At 64.2% G+C, this 17,425-nt stretch carries 20 protein-coding genes; 7 read left to right on the plus strand and 13 right to left on the minus strand.

All coding sequences use genetic code 11. The features are described from left to right. Positions 1 to 10: 10 nt before the first annotated feature. From NX778_RS19675 to NX778_RS19725, 11 genes are all read right to left on the minus strand, one after another. Complete coding sequence (locus NX778_RS19675) at positions 11 to 736, minus strand: DsbC family protein (RefSeq protein WP_258813493.1); 726 nt, start codon at positions 734 to 736, stop codon at positions 11 to 13. 12 nt (positions 737 to 748) lie between these two features. Beyond that, positions 749 to 1,528 (minus strand): hypothetical protein, encoded by a 780-nt coding sequence (locus NX778_RS19680; RefSeq protein WP_258813494.1) that lies wholly within the window; start codon positions 1,526 to 1,528, stop codon positions 749 to 751. Continuing rightward, positions 1,528 to 2,046 (minus strand): nuclear transport factor 2 family protein, encoded by a 519-nt coding sequence (locus NX778_RS19685; protein WP_258813495.1) that lies wholly within the window; start codon positions 2,044 to 2,046, stop codon positions 1,528 to 1,530. Before NX778_RS19685 ends, NX778_RS19680 begins: the two co-directional genes overlap by 1 nt. Before the next feature lie 94 nt (positions 2,047 to 2,140). Next, positions 2,141 to 3,079 (minus strand): EXORDIUM family protein, encoded by a 939-nt coding sequence (locus NX778_RS19690; RefSeq protein ID WP_258813496.1) that lies wholly within the window; start codon positions 3,077 to 3,079, stop codon positions 2,141 to 2,143. Positions 3,080 to 3,730: 651 nt separating this feature from the next. Further along, complete coding sequence (locus NX778_RS19695; RefSeq protein WP_258813497.1) at positions 3,731 to 4,324, minus strand: hypothetical protein; 594 nt, start codon at positions 4,322 to 4,324, stop codon at positions 3,731 to 3,733. A 147-nt stretch (positions 4,325 to 4,471) separates the two neighbouring features. Next, positions 4,472 to 5,842 carry an IgA Peptidase M64 gene (locus NX778_RS19700; protein WP_258813498.1) on the minus strand — a complete coding sequence of 457 codons (1,371 nt, stop codon included), beginning with the start codon at positions 5,840 to 5,842 and terminating at the stop codon, positions 4,472 to 4,474. A gap of 110 nt (positions 5,843 to 5,952) precedes the next feature. After that, entirely contained in the window at positions 5,953 to 6,441 is a 489-nt protein-coding gene (locus NX778_RS19705) for a hypothetical protein (protein WP_258813499.1), read from the minus strand. A 47-nt stretch (positions 6,442 to 6,488) separates the two neighbouring features. Next, positions 6,489 to 8,279, minus strand: a complete 1,791-nt coding sequence (locus NX778_RS19710; RefSeq protein WP_258813500.1) for a tetratricopeptide repeat protein — start codon at positions 8,277 to 8,279, stop codon at positions 6,489 to 6,491. A gap of 59 nt (positions 8,280 to 8,338) precedes the next feature. Further along, positions 8,339 to 9,604, minus strand: a complete 1,266-nt coding sequence (locus tag NX778_RS19715) for a cyanophycinase (protein ID WP_258813501.1) — start codon at positions 9,602 to 9,604, stop codon at positions 8,339 to 8,341. A gap of 67 nt (positions 9,605 to 9,671) precedes the next feature. After that, positions 9,672 to 10,106, minus strand: a complete 435-nt coding sequence (locus NX778_RS19720) for a GNAT family N-acetyltransferase (RefSeq protein ID WP_258813502.1) — start codon at positions 10,104 to 10,106, stop codon at positions 9,672 to 9,674. Between the two features lie 79 nt (positions 10,107 to 10,185). Then, positions 10,186 to 10,746 (minus strand): hypothetical protein, encoded by a 561-nt coding sequence (locus NX778_RS19725; RefSeq protein ID WP_258813503.1) that lies wholly within the window; start codon positions 10,744 to 10,746, stop codon positions 10,186 to 10,188. A gap of 134 nt (positions 10,747 to 10,880) precedes the next feature. Between NX778_RS19725 and argH the strand changes: the two genes are divergently transcribed. The 7 genes from argH (at position 10,881) to NX778_RS19760 (ending at position 14,733) form a co-directional block, all read left to right on the plus strand. Next, on the plus strand, positions 10,881 to 12,278 hold the full coding sequence (argH, locus tag NX778_RS19730) for an argininosuccinate lyase (protein WP_258813504.1): 1,398 nt from the start codon (positions 10,881 to 10,883) through the stop codon (positions 12,276 to 12,278). A gap of 201 nt (positions 12,279 to 12,479) precedes the next feature. Further along, positions 12,480 to 12,923, plus strand: a complete 444-nt coding sequence (locus NX778_RS19735; RefSeq protein WP_258813505.1) for a hypothetical protein — start codon at positions 12,480 to 12,482, stop codon at positions 12,921 to 12,923. 1 nt (position 12,924) lies between these two features. Continuing rightward, on the plus strand, positions 12,925 to 13,140 hold the full coding sequence (locus NX778_RS19740; RefSeq protein ID WP_258813506.1) for a helix-turn-helix transcriptional regulator: 216 nt from the start codon (positions 12,925 to 12,927) through the stop codon (positions 13,138 to 13,140). 85 nt (positions 13,141 to 13,225) lie between these two features. Next, complete coding sequence (locus NX778_RS19745; RefSeq protein ID WP_258813507.1) at positions 13,226 to 13,726, plus strand: alpha/beta hydrolase fold domain-containing protein; 501 nt, start codon at positions 13,226 to 13,228, stop codon at positions 13,724 to 13,726. A 163-nt stretch (positions 13,727 to 13,889) separates the two neighbouring features. Further along, the gene (locus NX778_RS19750; protein WP_258813508.1) at positions 13,890 to 14,084 is read left to right on the plus strand and encodes a type II toxin-antitoxin system VapB family antitoxin; all 195 of its coding nucleotides are present in this window, start codon (positions 13,890 to 13,892) and stop codon (positions 14,082 to 14,084) included. After that, on the plus strand, positions 14,081 to 14,485 hold the full coding sequence (gene vapC / locus NX778_RS19755) for a type II toxin-antitoxin system VapC family toxin (protein WP_258813509.1): 405 nt from the start codon (positions 14,081 to 14,083) through the stop codon (positions 14,483 to 14,485). The genes NX778_RS19750 and vapC overlap by 4 nt, the downstream gene beginning before the upstream one ends. 20 nt (positions 14,486 to 14,505) lie before the next feature. Beyond that, a complete protein-coding gene (locus NX778_RS19760; protein ID WP_258813510.1) occupies positions 14,506 to 14,733 on the plus strand; it encodes a hypothetical protein in 228 nt (75 codons plus the stop codon). Between the two features lie 4 nt (positions 14,734 to 14,737). Here NX778_RS19760 and NX778_RS19765 read toward each other — a convergent pair whose 3' ends face one another. After that, on the minus strand, positions 14,738 to 15,193 hold the full coding sequence (locus NX778_RS19765) for a cupin domain-containing protein (RefSeq protein ID WP_258813511.1): 456 nt from the start codon (positions 15,191 to 15,193) through the stop codon (positions 14,738 to 14,740). A 153-nt stretch (positions 15,194 to 15,346) separates the two neighbouring features. Next, entirely contained in the window at positions 15,347 to 17,398 is a 2,052-nt protein-coding gene (gene paaZ / locus NX778_RS19770) for a phenylacetic acid degradation bifunctional protein PaaZ (protein ID WP_258813512.1), read from the minus strand. Positions 17,399 to 17,425 lie beyond the last annotated feature (27 nt).

Below are 17,425 nucleotides of genomic sequence, written 5' to 3' on the forward strand. Positions count from 1 at the left end.
TACTCAGCTTTTACGACTTCGGCTTCGACGCATCCAGCCTGGCATTCAAGGTCGCCACATCGAAGCCGGTAATGGTCCGGGTGCCGTCGTAGAAGTACACCGTCGGCGTGCCCATCACATGCAGCTTGCGCGCCAGCGCGATCACCTGGTCGTTCGGCGTGGCGCAGTTTGCCGCCGGCGCCGCCTTCCCTTCATCCATCCACTGCTCCCACGCCTTGGACCGATCAGCCGCGCACCAGATATCGCGGCCCTTGACCGTCGAATCGTCCGACAGGATATTCAGCAGGAAGGTGTACACAGTGACGTTGTCGACGTTCTTCATCGTCGCGTGCAGCTTCTTGCAGTATGGGCAGTTCGGATCCTCGAACACCGCCATCACCCGCGAGCCGTTGCCCTTGACCGTCTTGATCGCGAGGTTCAGCGGCAGGTCGTTGAAGCTGGGGATGCCCGCCAGCGTGTCCATCCGCTCGCGCGTCAGGTCCTTCAGCGTGGTCAGGTCGACGACCTTCCCGACGAACATGTAGCGCGCCGTCTCGTCGGTGTAGAAAATGTCGCCGCCCGTGCGCACCTCGTACAGGCCGCCGTACGGCGTCTTCGTCACCGCGTCCACTTTGACATTCTTGCCCATGCGCGGCTCGACCACCTGCTTGATGCGCGCCTCGTCCGGCGTTTCCGCCTGCAGCTGTGCGCTCGCCAGCGCGGCGGCCAGCACCAGCGCAGCTTTTTTCCATTCCATTCTTGTCTCCTGTCAGCCGTGCGGCGCGATCGATCGGGCGATCTGTGCCGCGCAAGCCTGTGCATTGTCGTTGCGGCGCCGGGCAAGCGTGTCGCCCCAGCGCCGGCGATTGAATTGTTCGGCGGAGTCATCGTCTCCCGGCGGCGCAAGCTGCTTCTCCCATTCGTTCAGCGCGTCGGTGCAGTTGACGTCTTCCTCAGTGAACCAGGCGGCGGCAACCGTCGCCCCCAGCATGCGCTCGCGCAAGCGGGCGCGGTCGTGCTGCCACGCCAGCAGGTGTTGCACTTGCTGGTCTGACAGGCCGCCAGGATCGGGCGCGCTGAAACGTTCGCTCGCCACCATCCGCGCTTCTTCCTGCAGATAGGCGTCGTAGGCGATGGCGAGGTGGTCGGCTTCGCCGGCGGCGGGTTGTCGCAGGCGTCCGGTGACGAACTGGCGCAGCTGCGCCAGCATGGCCTGGCGGTCGGATGGTTTGGACTTGACGAGAAAGCCGTCCATCAACTTGCGCAAGGCGAGGTCCGGGACCAGGTGGCCGAGCGCATCGACGGCGATATTGGCATCGCGCGGCACTTGCATATCGAAAGCCGGGGCCGCAGGCGATGCGCTGCGCAGCAGGCCAGGACCGACCGGATCGTTCCACGAACCGGCCTTCGCCGGCGCGTCCGCAGGGGCTTCCGCCGGCCGCTGCCATAACACCACCCCATACACGCCGACCGCCACCGCGGCGGCGCCGGCGATGCCGAGTGCGAGCTTGCTGTCGAACACGACGTCAAGCAGTCCGGTGCTGCGCATCAGTACTTCTTCTCGATTGCCTGCGTCGCCGCCGGCGCCGCGCCGGGAACACGGGTCGTCACGTCAACCGGCGAAGCATAGCGCACCGCGACCTGCCAGCCGTCGCCGTTGCGCTTCCAGGTGTCCACAACGAACACCTTTTTCGCCAGACTCGTATCGGTGGAATCAATGGTCCACAGGAAACTCACCACCATCAGGTCGGGGTACTCGTGCACCGCCATCTGGGTGACCGCCGATTTGAACGGCGCCAGTGCGAGCGATTGCCTAAGCGATTCCGCACGCGGCGTCGGCACGCCAGGCGCAGCGCTGCTGCGCAGCTCGAAGCGGTCCGCGACCAGCTTGTCGAGCGTGGCGGTGTCGTGCCTCGCGACGGCGTCGGCCCAATCGTTTTCAAGGGTTGTGAAGGTCAGCACATTGCGTGTCATGGTCGGTACCCCGCGCTTCGGCACCTCGGCCTGACCACCCGCAATCGCGCTCGCACAGGCCAGCGAGGCCGCAAGAATATACAGTCGTTTCATAGGCATCGGCAAAAGTTGAACGCAAACCGGCAGCCGCGGAACAAGTCCGCGGCTGCCGTCCCAGTCTAGCTTACTTCGCCAGACCAAACACTACTCAGGGATAGTGTTGCAGGCACTTCTGGGTCGATGCGATGACCCAGTTTTGCTGGATCAGGAAGTTTTTGCCGCCCATGGTCTGGTTGTACTTCGCGCCGTTCGAAGCGGTCGACGTGGTGCCGAAGTTCCATGCGCAGTTGTCGCCGTTCTCGTTGCCGGTGAAGCTCGAGTACCAGGCGTTCAGTTGCGGGTCGGTGACCGCTTCTTCCAGTTCGTGCGACATGATGGAAGCCATCGAGTCGGCGCCCGGCAGGCTGTTGACGGACGGCGAGGTAGCGCCGCAAGCCGATGCGCACTGGGTTTCGGCGTTGCCGACGAAGGCGTACTTGATGTCGGCGCCGTTGATGGTGCCGTGGGTGTGCCAGCCGCAGTACTGGGTGCAGAAGCCCGAGGATTCACCCACGGTCTTGTCGGTCAACACCATGTACACGGCGCTGGTGTCGCTCGGCACCTTGCCGGCGTTGATCGCGTCGGCCACGATCTGCTGGATGTTGGCGTCGGTCAGGTTGGTGCCGTAGGTGTAGCCCACGCTGGTCTGGCCAGCCAGGGTCACGCTGTTCGACACATGGACGTTGGAGTGGTTGTAGTAGGTGGTGTTGATGTTGAAGTAAGGCGAACCACCGATGGCGTTACCCCAGGTCGTCAGCAGGCTCTGCGACGGCGCATCCCAGGCGGTGCCGTACCAGATGTAGTACATCTTGATCGGGCCGGTCATCGGATTGCCGGTATGCAGGGTCAGGTTGTTGGTGGTGCCCTTGTTGGCGGCGCCGCCGGCCTGGCCGTCCGAATTTGCGCTCGCCACGTTGTCCAGCTCACCCCAACCTTTACCGGTCGGCTTGAACTGGGAATTGCCGTTCACCTGAACCGGACCTGCGTGGCTGACGGCTGCGAACACGAGGCCGCCTACGAGCAGGCCGAGTTTCTTGTTAAGTCTCATTTGCTTCTTCTCCGTTTCGTCTTATAAGAATGATCGGTCCCGGGTAGGACCGTCCTGCGGCTGCCTTGCATCAGGATCACTGTGTGCATGGCAGCCTGTTCGTCCGACCGGCGTGACGAAGCCGGGCGAGCGAATGCCGCACCATGCCTGTTCCGCGTACGGAACAGGATGGAAAAATCAAGACTGGAATTTCAGGAAGCGGTGCTCAGCGCGGAGGCGCGACCGGCAGGTAAGGACCAGGCCGGACTGGGAGCATGACCGGCCTACAGCGAATGGATCGATTCGACATCATGGTGCGAAGCTCCCCTTGCGTTGGTGACAGCCCGATGACAACCGAGCTCATGCAATTCAGTCTACGGTCCAAATGTTGAGCTGGTCAATCGTGCATCGAAAATATTTTTGCGCAAATGCAGTTCGCGTATGCATGCCGCAAAAACTGTGTCACGCGGGAGCGGGTTTTGGCAGGGCTCTCATAGGAGAAAATCGTGAGAATTTTCCAAATGACATCAAAATTGACCATCTGGAAATGTGTCAGATTCTCACAACTTCTTACATCAGGTCTTGCAAAATTATCGAAATATCTACATAAAAAAACGACGCGGCCCGACCGGGGGAAATCCCGGTCCGGGCCGCGCTGATTGGAGCGGAAAATTACTTCTTCATGTCGGCGGCCGCTTCGGCGCGCTTCTCTTCGGTCTTGGCGTGGGCCTTGGCCTTGTCGGCATCGGTCTCGGCCTTCACCTTGTTCAGTTTCTCGTCAGCCTTGATCGACTTCTTGGTGGCGTCGTAGTTGGCGTCGGCGATTTTCTTCTCGGCCTTGGCCTCGGCCTTCGGCTTGTCTGCGGCGTCGGCCTTCGCTACTTTCTCGTTGGCCTTGGCTTCCTTGTCGGCGGCTTTCTGGTGGGCCTTGGATTTTTTCTTGGATGCCTTCTCGGCAGCCTTGTTCATTTTCTTGTCGGCCTTGGCGTCGACTTTCGCCTCTTTCTCCTCGGCTTTCTGCACGCCCTTGTCGGCTTCGACCTGGGCATCGGTGGCGCTGGAAGTGGTGCCGGCGGCGTTCATGCCGCGCTGGCTCATGGCGCCGTTGTTCATGGACGGGTCCACGGTGCTGGACTGGTTGGCCGGCGTGGTCGAGTTGATCGGCGGCGTGGTGCGGACTGGCTGGCTGGGCTGGGTCGCCGTGGTCTGGGCGAAGGCGCTGGCGGCGAACAGGCCGCTGATGAGCGTAGCGAGCAATTTATTCATGGTTATTTCCTTTTCCGATATGAATGGTTTGGGCCTGCGCCGGCGGCGCGCCGGCGTGTTTTTTTGTCAAGCTCAGGGCCCAGCATATATTCCGAAAAAAGGAAAATCTGTTCGCCAGCGCACGCTCCGTGCCGCCACTTCTAGCAGTCAATGTTTGCTTGCGTACAGGTCGATAATGTCGCTGATCCCGTCCTGGCAGACCGGGCAGAACTGATCGCTGCGGTCGAACATGATGCATTGCATTGCCGGACGGTAGTAGCCGGTCGCCTCGTAATTCGCGCCCTCGAATGCGCCCACCACGCCGTGGTATTTCTGCTTCGCGAACAGGGCGTTGGTGTGCTTGAGGTCCTCGTCGAACAGCGCATTCATCGCCGCCTCGGGCGCGTTGGCGGCGCGCAGCGCGGCGCGCTGCTTCTGGTAGGCGCGCGAGTAATCCTCGTACTCGGCCTTGGGCCACGGGGTCGGCAGCGGCGTGCCGGCTTTCACGTGCTTGCGCCATTTGAGCTTGGCCGGATCGCGCAGCGCGGTCACGTTCGGCTCCCACGGCTCCATTCGTTCGCCGCTCGACTGGTAGGCCACCGGCGAGGTGTAGTACTCGTCGGCGAGGCCCGCAAAGTGGTGCGCGAACTCGTGCACGAACAGGTAGTTGGCCCAGGCGTTGCCGGCGGCCGCGGTGCTGAACTGGCCGAAGATGCCGCCGCCGCCGTAGGTCTCGTTGTTCACCAAAATCTCGATGAACTCGTAGGGCGCGTACTGGGCGATGTCGCGCAGCGCGCGGTTGTCCAGCGCCAGCACATAGCGCTCGCTGCCAAATACGTCGTAGCGCGCACCCAGCGCGGACGCGTGATACACGCCGGTCGAGGGCCGCGACACGCCCGACTCCTGGGTCGGCACGGCCATCCCCCACACATTGAAATCGTTGGCGCGCTCCTTGAACGGCGAGACCTCGAACAAGTGCGCCGCGAGGCGTTTGGCGTCCGCTTCGAATTTACCCATCTCGGCCTGGGTGTAGCCGTCGCCGAGGATCAACAGGTCGACCTTGCGCGGCGACGGGCCGCTCACGCGGATCGGGATCGGCTTGGCCTGCGCCGGCGGCTGCTTGCGGATCACGTCCTGCGCGTCGGTGTCGACCACCACGCTCCACGCCACAGAGAACGCGTTGCGGTCATCGCGTTTGAGGATGCGCACGCGCACCGGTCGGTCGGGCTTGGGGAAGCGAACCGATTCGTGGAAGCCGCGGCTGATGCGGTTCGCTTCCTCGGTCGTTTTCCACTCGCCGAACACGGTGGAGAAATCGCGGGAATACAGCAGGTCGCCGGTCTTCGCATCCGCCACTTCGAGGCGGTTCTGGCCGCGGTTGGTGTCGTCGAAGGGCTTGCTCATGTCGCCCGGCCAGGGTAGCGGCTCGATCAGCACGCGTTCAAGCGCGTACTGGTCGGACAGCGCATTGCCGCTGTGGGCGTAGTCGACGCGGACGGTGGCGGGTTGCTGGGCGCAGGCGGCAGTGGCAGCCAACATCAAACCGGAGGCAAGCAGTCGGGACGTGAAACGACGCATCGTCATTCCTTGCGAAGTTATAAACGCCGATATTTTAATCCGGCTGGTCCGGCTTGCTTACTGCGGTCGCGTCATTTCGCAACCTCGAGCTTGACGATTGAATTACGAACAAAGGACACACGAACCAGCATACCCTCGTGAATAGGGCCGCCATGGGAGCTCGTATTGTTAAAGGCTCCTGTGACCATATAGTCAGAGTACTCGAAGCATGTTCCTGATACGCAGAACCGTTCCATAGCGTGCCCTGACTTCGGCATAGGCTTGAAATTGCTAACCACGCCCTCGACAACCCGAACATTGTTGGTAGAGAGTGCCTTTGAGAGTGACAAGTACTCGCTGTACGTCGATATGAATACACCCACCGTCCACAGGACCGCAAAGCCGAACATGTAGTAGGCGAATGCAGCGCTTACTCTTGGATGCTTGCTCCACCAGCCGCCAAGATTCTTGCGCCTCGCGACCAGCACGCCACCGGCCACAACAAAAATCAGGCCGAATGCAGGAGCAGTCCAGGTTTTGTAGCCAGCTTCGGCGACGTCAAACACGGTACGATATTCCATGTGTTTTGCGATCGAAGGAATAAAGCGCAACCAGGAGCAAGGTCCGCCTACAGCAGGGACAAAGCCGGCTCCCCTTCCTGCCCCAGCCACGTATTCGCAAACCGCTTCTGCGCCGCCGCCAGCGCCTTGGCGTCGCCACGCTGGCGATAGACCTCGATCAGGCCGCGCAACGCCCAGCCGTTGCTCGGCGTGCGCGCCAGCGATTCGCGGAACACCTGCTCGGCTTCGGCGCTGCGTCCCGCGCGCAGCAGGGCCACGCCGAGCGACTGGCGCACAGGGTAGTACCAGTACGGCGGCTCCATGTAGGGCAAGGCGTCCTGCACCGCGACCGCTTCCTCGTAGGCGATGATCGCGCCTTTCAGGTCGCCACTGGCGTCCGCGAGCCGGCCGCTGGCCACGGCCCGCGCGGTGCGCACGATCTCGCGGCCCGGGACGCCCTCGTCCGTCAGCTGCTTGAAGTCGCCGGTCTTTTCCAGCGAGGCGAGCGTGTTGATCTCCCTGCGGCTGTCGTCCAGCTCTCCCTTGCGCGCGAAGCCGACGGCGCGGGCGTAATGCCACATCGCCTTCACCAGCAGGAAGTCCGCACCCGGATCCGGCAGCGCGACCAGCACGTCCGGGCTGCTGAACTGCACGTGCGCGAAGTACGGCGCGGCTTTCACCGGCTGCATCACCGCGAACTGCTTGACGACCGCGTCATCCAGCGACTTGTCCAGGCGCGCCGCGGCGTCCAGCGTGGACTTGCCGTCGCCGCCCATCAGCGCCGACACCATCAGGAAGTGCACATTGTGCGGATAGTAGGCGGAGCGATAGACCGGGTCGCTGGCCGACGTGCGGAAGTAGCGCTCGTCGACCGCGATGGCGTCGACATTGGCCTGGCGCGCGTCGCGGTACATGCCGACTCGGTAGTAGATATGCGAGGGCATGTGCACCAGGTGGCCGGCGCCCGGCATCTGCTGCGCCAGCGCGCGCGCCGCGGGCAGCGCCTTGTCCGGCTTGGTCGACGCCTCCATCGCGTGGATGTAGTAGTGCTCCGCGCCCGCATGCCTGGGATTGCGCTTGAGGACGCGCTCCAGCGCCGCGATCATCGGGGCCGCGCGCGGCTTGGGCTTCGCGCCGCCGGCTTCCCAGTAGTCCCACGGCGACAGGTCCATCAGCGCTTCCGCGTACAGCACCTGGATATTGTCGTTGTCCGGGAAGCGCCGCGCGGCGTCCGCCATGGCGTCGGCATAGGCCTGGTCGAGCGGCGCGCGGCTGTCGGGCGGCTTGGCCTGGTAGCGCCGAGCCACCGCGCGGATCAGCGCCTGCTCGGGCGCGCTGGCCCTGCCCGCCAGCTTGACCGCCTTGGCCGCAGCCGCAGCTGCCGGCGCGACCGCTTCCGGGAACATCGGCGCGTTGATGTTGGGGCCGAGGACCAGCGCTTCGCCCCAGTAGCACATGGCGCAGTTGGGATCGAGCCGTTGTGCCGCCTTGAACGCGCGCGCCGCTTCCGCATGGTTGAAGCCATAGGCCAGCCGCAGACCCTGGTCGAAGTAGGCCTGCGCCTTCGGGCTTGTGGTGGTCACCGCCATGTGCAGGCTGCCGAGATTGTCGTACAGCGGCGGCATCCCCGCTTCCGGCGCGGCGGCGCGCTGCCGGCCCGGCTTGAACGGGCGCGTTTCGGCCTGCGCGAGGACGAGCTTCTTCAGCAGGGGCGCGGCGCCGCCCGGGGGAGCGCCACACATGGCGCCGCTGTCGAACAAGGGATCAAACGATTCCGGCCGCTCCGCATAGACCGCCGCGAACGCCAGCCCCAGCGCGGCGGCGATACCGCCGCTGGCCAGCACCGTATGCAGTTTCATGGTCGCTCCCCGACTGTGATTGTCGGGCTATGTTATACAGATGCGGCGTCAATACGCAATCAATTTCCTGCCATAGTTGCAACATGCAGCCGCTCCGTGCCGGCGCCGTCCACGTACTGGTAGAGCGGCCGCCGCACCTCGATCGGCCGCACGTCCAGCCGCATGTTGTAGACCGAGTACGATTCGGTCACGGCGGACTCGTAGCCGATGCTGTCGGGGGTGCGGGTGAGCTTGAACTCGAAGCCCAGGTCCGGCTGCACCGCGGCGGAACTGCCGAGCGACAGGCCGATCGCCTCGCGCTGGTCGCTGTCGATCAGTTTCGACATCAAATCCACCACCGTGCTGTTGCCGAGGATGTCGGCCGAGAACAGCGGCTCGCGGTAGTAGGGCTTGGCCGGATCGAGCTTGCCGTCGATCTTGTCGGCCGATGGCGTGATCGCGCCGGTGGAGATGTTGAAGCGGTCGCCGTTGTCCAGGTAGCTGAGCCGCACATTGCTGACGTTGAAGGGGCCGTCGCTCGACGAGGCCTGCGACAGGTCCACCACCAGCGCCCCCTTGTAGCCGACCACCTCGACTTCGCGCGCCGGGTTCACCACCATCGCCGTGTTCTCGTCGATGCCGAGACCCAGCGTGTAGCCCTTGGCCAGCATCACCGGCAGCATGCGCGCGAAGCGGCCGCGCACCAGCAGGTGCTGGTCGATGAACACGTCGTCGCCGACGAAGCCCAGGCCCTGCGCGATCTCGCGCCCGTCTTCGACGCCCAGCTTGAGCGTGGCCAGCACCGTCTTCGGCTCGCCGAACATGGTGCTGCTCATGATGGCTGCGCCGGCGCTGGTGCCGGCGATGACGCCGCCGCCGCGGTACATCTCCCACAAGGCATCGAGCACGCGCGAATTGCTGCCGTCCGGGCGCCGCAGCGCGGTGGTGATGCGTTCCTGGTCGCCGCCGGCGAAGAAGGCGCCGCCGGCCTCGCGCACCTGGTCCGCGACGATCGGGTCTTCGGACAGGGTGCGGTAATCGGTGCCGCTCATCTTGACCGCGATGGGGACGAAGAAGGCGTCGGCGCCGTAGAGCTTGAGCCGGTTGACGAGGATTTTGCCGGTGCGTTCCGGCGTGGCGGAAGCCGATGCGAACACGGCGATGCGTGCGTTCTTGCCGCCGGCGAGGCGCACGATGCGCTCCCACACCGCGGCATTGTCGGGACGCAGATTGCCACCGATGATGACAAGCGATCCCTTGGTGGCGGCAGGCTCCGCGGCCTGCGCGGCGCTGGCGAAGATGAAGACGGCGACAGCCAACGCGATACGAACGATGTTTCGAAACACGGCTACCTCCCTCCTTGCGTTCAATCGTAAGCCTGATTGCAGAAGGATGTCGCCGTGTTGAGGCCGCTCAGGTGAGGTAGATATTCGGAAAGTATCTTTCCATGATGGTTTCAGGCTTGGCCAGTTGCGTGAAACCGAAGCGGGTGTACAGGCCGTGCGCATTGCTGGTCGCGAGCATGAAGCGGCGCAGTCCCTGCAGGCTGGGGTGGTCGACGATGGCCTGCACCAGCCGTTTCGAATAACCATGGCCGCGGTACTCCGGCAGCACGAATACGTCGACCATGTTACCAAAGGTGGCGTAATCGGTGATGACGCGGGCGAACGCCACCTGGCGCCCGTCCACGAAGCCGCCGAAGCAGAGGGAATTGTCGATCGAGCGCTCGACAATATCGCGCGAGATGCCGACCGCCCAGGTCGACTCCTCGCTCAGGAAGCGGTAGATCATCGCGACATCGAGGCGGCGGCGGTCGGTGCTGATCTCGAAATTGGAATCGTTGAGCATCTTGGCTGTGCGCTGTGGCTAAAGAATCCATTCTAGGCCGTTTTGCCGGAATTGACACATCCGGCGCCAGCCGTGCCTGTCAGTTGTTCTTCAGGTAGCGCTCCGGCAGCTTGAGCTTGTCATCGGCGCCGCGCCACAGCACGCTGGCGATCCACCAGCGCTGGCCATCGTTGTAGAGCTGGATGCTGTTGATCCCGCGCTGGAAAGGCTCGCCCTTCGGCTCGTGGCGGGATTCGTAGGTGCTGAACACGTGCACGATCTGGCCGAACTGCTCGCTGCTGCGGGCCGCCTCGCGCTCGAAGAAGGCCATCTTCTCGAACGCCGGGCTGTTGCGGCTGATGTAGTCCTCGACCGACATGTGGCGCGTGACGATGCTGCCGTCCGGGCGCTGGGCCACGGCGCGCAGACCACCCTCCGGCGCGAACAGCGAGCGCATGCGGTTCCAGTCGCGCGGCTGGCCGGCCGGGCCGGAGATCACGTCGTACAGGGCGGCGACGATGGCGTCGACGCTGGCCACGTCGGCCGGATTGGCCTTGACGGCGCTGGCCGGCGCGGCGGGCGCGGCAGCCGGCTGCTGGGCGAATACGGGGGCGGCGAATGCGAGGGCGGCGGCAAGGCCGAGCGATACGATGCGTTTCATGCGGTCTCCTGTTGTCATTTTGAGAATCAGCCCGCGCATATTCCCCGATTTCCGGCGGCTTGTCACCACCCCGGCCATGGGGGGACTTGGGCGCGGCAGTTTATAATCGTGTAAATCAAACCGGACTCCCCACCATGACTGATCAATTCTCCAAAAAAGCCGAAGCCTGGTCGGCGCGCTTTTCCGAACCCGTCTCCGACCTCGTCAAGCGCTACACCGCCTCGGTATTCTTCGACAATCGCCTGGCGCTGTTCGACATCCAGGGCTCGCTCGCGCACGCCGAGATGCTGGCCGCACAGGGCATCATCAGCCAGCAGGATCGCGCCGCGATCGAGCGCGGCATGGCCCAGATCCGCGCCGAAATCGAGGCCGGCAAGTTCGAATGGCTGCTCGACCTGGAAGACGTCCACCTGAACATCGAGAAGCGCCTGACCGAACTGGTCGGCGACGCCGGCAAACGCCTGCACACCGGCCGTTCGCGCAACGACCAGGTGGCAACCGACATTCGCCTGTACGTACGGGCCGCGATCGACGACGTGGTGGGCATGCTGGGCACCTTGCGCAGCGCGCTGGTCGACCTGGCCGAGCGCCACGCGGACACCATCCTGCCGGGCTTCACCCACCTGCAGGTGGCGCAGCCGATCACCTTCGGCCACCACATGCTGGCCTACGTCGAGATGTTCGGCCGCGACGCCGAGCGCATGCTGGACGCGCGCCGCCGCGTCAACCGCCTGCCGCTGGGCGCGGCCGCGCTGGCCGGCACCACCTTCCCGATCGACCGCCTGCGCGTGGCCAAAACCCTAGGCTTCGAGGACGTCTGCCACAATTCGCTGGACGCCGTGTCCGACCGCGACTTCGCGATCGAGTTCACCGCCGCCGCCTCGCTGGTCATGATGCACATCTCGCGCATGTCGGAAGAGCTGATCCTGTGGATGAGCCCGCGCGTCGGCTTCATCGACATTGCCGACCGCTTCTGCACCGGCTCGTCGATCATGCCGCAGAAGAAGAACCCGGACGTGCCGGAACTCGCGCGCGGCAAGACCGGCCGCGTCTACGGCCACCTGATGGGCCTGCTGACCCTGATGAAAGGCCAGCCGCTGGCCTACAACAAGGACAACCAGGAAGACAAGGAGCCGCTGTTCGACACCGTCGACACGCTGCTCGACACGCTGCGCATCTTCACCGACATGGCCGGCGGGATCACCGTCAAGCCGGAGGCGATGCGTGCCGCCGCGCTGCAGGGCTACGCCACCGCGACCGACCTGGCCGACTACCTGGTCAAGAAGGGCCTGCCGTTCCGCGATGCGCACGAAGCCGTGGCGCACGCGGTGCGCGCCTGCGACATCGCCGGCTGCGACCTGGCCGAGATGCCGCTGGAACGCCTGCGCGAGTTCTCGCCGCTGATCGGCGAAGACGTGTTCCAGGTGCTGACGCTGGAAGGTTCGGTGGCGGCGCGCGACCACGTCGGCGGCACCGCGCCGAACCAGGTGCGCGCGGCGATCGCCCGCGTGCGCCAGCAGCTGGCAAAGTAATCCGCTAAACCTAACTCGTCATTCCCGCGAAAGCGGGAATCCCATTTCCATGCGTGCCACTACGGATTGCTTTGATTGTCTGCGTTAGAAATGGGGTTCCCGCCGTCGCCGGAACGACGTGGTAGGAGAATGTAACCTATCGGCTGCTTTTTGACACCGATAGGTTACACTGTCGATTCCTGTTCACTAAGAGGAGTCGATATGGTGTCGTCCGCAAGCGATTTGATCGTCGAACATTCGCGCCGCCAGCTGTGGGTGGCGCTGATTCTGGTTGTCACCCTCGGCGCGGGAGCGCTCGCCATGCTCGCCTTTCCGGACAAGGCGGGCAAGACCGGCGGCTTCTACGTCATGATCTTCTTTCCCGAGTTCGTCGCCATCGCCCTCGCTTCGCTGCGCAAGAGCAAGCGCAAGCTCGGCGACGTCAGCGCGGCGCGGATGCAGGCCGTGGTGGACGACGAGCTGCGCCGCCACAGCCTGGGCATGGGATGGCGCAATGGCTTCTTCGTGATGCTGCTGGCACAGCCGCTCATCAGCCTTGCCGTGATCTCGTCCGGCACGCCGCATCCCGTCGCCCTGCTGTCCGCCGCCACCGCACTGGCCGGCGTGGTTACGGCGCTGGCGAGCGTCCTTTACTACGACCGCTGACATGGCCGAACTGCTGCACACCACCATGAAGGTCGAGCGCGCGCGGCGCGACCTGACCCAGGCCGAGCTGGCCGACCTGGCAGGCGTCACGCGCAAGTCGATCAACGCGATCGAGACCGGGCACATGGTGCCGTCGATCATTCTTGCGCTCAAGCTCGCCCATGCGCTCGGTGTGAAGGTCGAAGACCTGTTCGCGCTCGACTCCATGCCTGACTGACTTCTGGCGCGTCGGTTCGTTGACGCACAGAGCGCCGGCCGCAAGCAGTCCACTCTCTCCAATCCCGACACCAGGAGAGTGAACAATGAAAGCCATATTCCTGACGACCACGATGGCGCTTTCGCTGCTGGGCGCCAGCGCCGGCTGGGCGGCCGAGCCACCGAAAGCCGAGCCGAACATGCAGAAGGTGCACCAGCTGCTGGTCTACCCGGCAGTGGGCAACGACATGGACAACGCCTCCTACCAGCGCAGCGCCAACGCCAAGCCTCTCAACAAGGCGATGATGGCGTGGTTCTTCAAATACTATGGCGGCGACCCGGCCACCCCCTACGCGCTGCCGCTAAAGGCCAGCTCGCTGAAAGGCATGCCGCCGGCGACCGTGATCGCGGCCGAGATCGATCCCCTGCTCACCGAAGGCAAGGAGTACGCCGACCGCCTGCGCAAGGATGGCGTGCCGGTCACCTACAAGGAGTACAAGGGCGTGACGCACGAATTCTTCGGCATGGGCGCGGTGGTGCCCGAAGCGAAGGAGGCCGAGCAGTTTGCCGCGGATGAGTTGAAGAAGGCGTTTGCGGGCAAGCGTTGAGATGGCACGCACAGCCAACGGCAGGGGCAGCGCGCGCACGATTGAGCGGTTTCAATTCCTGCGTGCCTTCCTCGGTAAAAATCGTCCTGTTCGATGCATCCGATAACAGACCAAAATCCGATGCGAGGAATAGAATGAACAAACATCCAGCCGGGGAGCCAGCATGCGAATCGACCTTGAGATTGACGACAGGCTGTACGAGGAAGCGCGAAAGGCGACGGAGTCGTTGAGTGAACGCGAAGCAATCGAACTCGCTTTGCGAACCCTGTTACGCTTGCGCGCGCAAGCACAAATACGTGATCTCCGCGGAAAGCTTCCTTGGGAGGGTGATCTGGACGCAATGCGCGCCGACAAATGATTATTGTCGACTCCAGCGTCTGGATTGACTACTTTCGCGGAGCTGCCGCTCCAACGACAGCCAAACTCGACTCAATCCTGGGCATTGAGGCAGTCGGTACAGGCGATCTCATCATGACTGAAGTACTACAGGGCTTCAGGAGTGACTCCGCGTTCAAAGATGCTCTCGATGTTCTCTGCAGCACCTATGTTTTGGAGCTCGGCGGTCAACGGCTGGCTTTGCGCGCCGCGCGGCATTATCGAAAGTTGCGACGGATCGGAATTACTCCTAGAAAGACCATCGATACGATCATCGCGCCTTACTGCATTGATCGCGGCTACAGCCTGCTCTACAGTGATCGCGATTTCGCCCCCTTCGTCTCGCATCTTGGCCTGCGTTCTGCCATGTCGGCCGTACTCTAAGTGCGGCAAATAAGGCCAGCATGCAGCGATATAAAAACCGCAGCAGTGATTCAGGCGTTGTCGCTTATGAGACAGGCGAGCAGTCGATCGTTATCGAATTTCGAGGCGGCGATCGCTATCTCTATACTGCCGCCAGCACCGGCGCGGCCAACATCGTCATCATGCAGGGGCTGGCGCGGGCGGGAGTTGGGCTCTGCACCTTCATCAGCAAAGTGATCCGGAAGCGGTACGCGCGCAAGCTCGCTTGAACACTCAATAGGGCGTGCCGTCGCGGTGCGAGTAGCCATTGCGGCCGGGCTCGCAGATCATGTCGATGTCGGGGTAGTCGACCGCATCGCGCTCGGGATTGCGGGTGCCGACTTCGAGGCACACGGCGGGGGCATTGCTGCGGTTGACCAGGTGGTGGCCGTTAGGGGCGCCCGCGGGGAAACCGGCGCAGTCGCCGGCGCGCAGGGTTTGTTCGCCCTCGTCGGTGATCATGACAACCTCGCCGGAAACGATATAAACGAATTCGTCTTCGTGCGAGTGCCAGTGGCGCTGGGCGGACCAGGCGCCGGGCGGGAGCCGCAGCAGGTTGACGCCGAACTGGGTGAGGCCGGCGGCGTCGCCAAGGGCCTGGCGGATGCGTCCTTGCATGGGGCCGGAGAACTGGACGGGATAGTTGGTGCCCCGGCGTTCTGGGACGGTATTCAGTTCAAGTTTGGACATCGTTTCTCTCTATTGTTTTTCCCAGCACCGTCGTTCCCGCGAAGGCGGGAACCCATAGACAGTGTGCGCCAATGTTCGGTCGCCGCGTGCCTGCTGACTCAGCATGGGTCCCCGCCTGCGCGGGGACGACGGCGTCCAGTTTGCTCTCGCTGTTCAAGCGCGCTTTTGCACCAGCGTCAGGATGTCGTAGCTTGCCACAAGCTCGTCATTCTGGTTGGTGACCTGCACATCCCACGCCACCACGCCCTGTCCGCGGCCCTTGTCGTCGGTACGGTTGCGGTCAACCTTGCGCTTGCAGGTCAGGCGCGCGCGGATGGTGTCGCCGATCGCGACCGGCGCCACGAAGCGCAGGTTGTCCAGCCCGTAGTTGGCCAGCACCGGCCCCGGCGCCGGCGACACGAACAGCCCCGCCGCCGCCGACAGCACGAAATAGCCGTGCGCGATGCGCTTGCCGAACTGCGTATCCTTGGCCGCGATCTCATCGAAGTGCATGTAGAAGTAGTCGCCCGACACGCCGCCGAAATTGACGATGTCCGCTTCGCTGACCGTGCGCCGGTGCGTGAGCAGCGAGTGCCCCACCTCCAGGTCCTCGAAGTAGCGGCGGAAGGGATGCACCTCGCTTTCCTTGACCGCGCCGCCGCGCACGTACTCGCCCGTCACCGCGGTCAGCATGGTCGGCGAGCCCTGCACCGCCGCGCGCTGCAGGAAGTGCTTCACGGCGCGGATGCCGCCCAGCTCCTCGCCACCGCCGGCGCGGCCCGGGCCGCCGTGCTTGAGCGTCGGCAGCGGCGAGCCGTGGCCGGTCGAATCCACCGCCGCCTCGCGATCAAGGATGTGCACGCGGCCGTGGGTGGCTGCGGCCACCGGCACCACGTGCGCCGCGATCGCCGGGTCCTTTGTCACCAGCGTGGTCACCAGGCTGCCCTTGCCGCGCGCGGCCAGTTCCAGCGCCTCGTCGACGTCCTTGTAGGTCATGATCGTGCTGACCGGGCCGAAGGCTTCGATGTCGTGCACCGCATCGTTGGACAGCGCGTTGCGGCACAGGATCAGCGTCGGGCTGAAGAAGGCGCCGCCCTCGGCGCCCTCACCCACCGGCTTGAAGCCGTCGCGCGCGGAGAACAGCACCTCGTTGCCGCGCGCGAGCATCTCCACGCGCTCGGACACATCGCGCTGCTGGTCCTGCGAGGCCAGCGCCCCCATGCGCACGCCTTCCATCTTCGGGTTGCCGACGACGACCTTGGCGAGCCGCTCACGCAGGCGCTGGCCGACCGCCTCGGCGCGGCTCTCCGGCACGATGATGCGGCGGATCGCGGTGCACTTCTGGCCGGCCTTGCCGGTCATCTCGCGCGCCACCTCTTTCACGAACAGGTCGAACTCAGGATCGTCCGGCGCCACGTCCGGCGCAAGGATCGCCGCATTGAGCGAATCCGCTTCGGCGGTGAACGGCACGGCCTGCGAAATCAGGTTCCGGTTCGCGCGCAGCTTCGCGGCGGTATCGGCGGAGCCGGTAAAGGTTACGGCGTCGAAGCCGGTCAGGCGGTCGAGCAGGTCGCCGGTACTGCCGATGACCAGCTGCAGCGCGCCTTCCGGCAGCAGCTTCGAGTCCATCATCATGCGCACCACAGCTTCGGTCAGGTAGCTGGTGGCGGTGGCCGGCTTGCCGATGCAGGGCATCGCGGCCAGGAAGCTCGGCGCGAATTTTTCGAGCAGGCCCCAGATCGGGAAGTTGAAGGCGTTGATGTGCACCGCGAGGCCGCCGCGCGGCACCAGGATGTGGGTGCCGGAGAAGCCGCCGCGCTTACCGAGCGGCATGGCGGGGCCTTCGTGCAGCACGTTCGACGAGGGCAGCTCGCGGCTGCCGATGCTGGCGTAGGCGAACAGGGTGCCGATGCCGCCTTCGACGTCAACCCAGCTGTCGGGACGCGTGGCGCCGGTCAGGTGGGAGATCTCGTACAGCTCCTCCTTGCGCTCCATGAGGTAGAGCGCGAGCGCTTTCAGGCGCTGCGCGCGCTGCTGGAAGTCAAGCTTCATCAGCGCGGGCACACCGGTCTTGCGGGCGTAGTGGACGGCTTCGGCGAAGTCGATCTTCTCGGCGTGCGTGTGGTAGATCAGCTTGTTGTCCAGCGCGCTGTGCAGCGGGGTCTGCGCTTCCTGGCCGAGCCAGCGGCCGGCGATGAAGCTTTGCAGGGTCGACATGTTGCCCATTGTTCGAAATCTCCGTTCAGTTTATCA

Source organism: Massilia terrae, from assembly GCF_024753145.1.
GTDB classification, from domain to species: domain Bacteria; phylum Pseudomonadota; class Gammaproteobacteria; order Burkholderiales; family Burkholderiaceae_D; genus Telluria; species Telluria terrae.

Excerpts from the sequence above, each read along its gene's own strand:
- NX778_RS19675 (WP_258813493.1), bottom strand. The coding sequence starts at position 736 with ATGGAATGGAAAAAAGCTGCGCTGGTGCTGGCCGCCGCGCTGGCGAGC.
- NX778_RS19680 (WP_258813494.1), bottom strand. The coding sequence starts at position 1,528 with ATGCGCAGCACCGGACTGCTTGACGTCGTGTTCGACAGCAAGCTCGCA.
- NX778_RS19685 (WP_258813495.1), bottom strand. The coding sequence starts at position 2,046 with ATGAAACGACTGTATATTCTTGCGGCCTCGCTGGCCTGTGCGAGCGCG.
- NX778_RS19690 (WP_258813496.1), bottom strand. The coding sequence starts at position 3,079 with ATGAGACTTAACAAGAAACTCGGCCTGCTCGTAGGCGGCCTCGTGTTC.
- NX778_RS19695 (WP_258813497.1), bottom strand. The coding sequence starts at position 4,324 with ATGAATAAATTGCTCGCTACGCTCATCAGCGGCCTGTTCGCCGCCAGC.
- NX778_RS19700 (WP_258813498.1), bottom strand. The coding sequence starts at position 5,842 with ATGTTGGCTGCCACTGCCGCCTGCGCCCAGCAACCCGCCACCGTCCGC.
- NX778_RS19705 (WP_258813499.1), bottom strand. The coding sequence starts at position 6,441 with ATGGAATATCGTACCGTGTTTGACGTCGCCGAAGCTGGCTACAAAACC.
- NX778_RS19710 (WP_258813500.1), bottom strand. The coding sequence starts at position 8,279 with ATGAAACTGCATACGGTGCTGGCCAGCGGCGGTATCGCCGCCGCGCTG.
- NX778_RS19720 (WP_258813502.1), bottom strand. The coding sequence starts at position 10,106 with ATGCTCAACGATTCCAATTTCGAGATCAGCACCGACCGCCGCCGCCTC.
- NX778_RS19725 (WP_258813503.1), bottom strand. The coding sequence starts at position 10,746 with ATGAAACGCATCGTATCGCTCGGCCTTGCCGCCGCCCTCGCATTCGCC.
- argH (WP_258813504.1), top strand. The coding sequence starts at position 10,881 with ATGACTGATCAATTCTCCAAAAAAGCCGAAGCCTGGTCGGCGCGCTTT.
- NX778_RS19735 (WP_258813505.1), top strand. The coding sequence starts at position 12,480 with ATGGTGTCGTCCGCAAGCGATTTGATCGTCGAACATTCGCGCCGCCAG.
- NX778_RS19740 (WP_258813506.1), top strand. The coding sequence starts at position 12,925 with ATGGCCGAACTGCTGCACACCACCATGAAGGTCGAGCGCGCGCGGCGC.
- NX778_RS19745 (WP_258813507.1), top strand. The coding sequence starts at position 13,226 with ATGAAAGCCATATTCCTGACGACCACGATGGCGCTTTCGCTGCTGGGC.
- NX778_RS19750 (WP_258813508.1), top strand. The coding sequence starts at position 13,890 with ATGCGAATCGACCTTGAGATTGACGACAGGCTGTACGAGGAAGCGCGA.
- vapC (WP_258813509.1), top strand. The coding sequence starts at position 14,081 with ATGATTATTGTCGACTCCAGCGTCTGGATTGACTACTTTCGCGGAGCT.
- NX778_RS19760 (WP_258813510.1), top strand. The coding sequence starts at position 14,506 with ATGCAGCGATATAAAAACCGCAGCAGTGATTCAGGCGTTGTCGCTTAT.
- NX778_RS19765 (WP_258813511.1), bottom strand. The coding sequence starts at position 15,193 with ATGTCCAAACTTGAACTGAATACCGTCCCAGAACGCCGGGGCACCAAC.
- paaZ (WP_258813512.1), bottom strand. The coding sequence starts at position 17,398 with ATGGGCAACATGTCGACCCTGCAAAGCTTCATCGCCGGCCGCTGGCTC.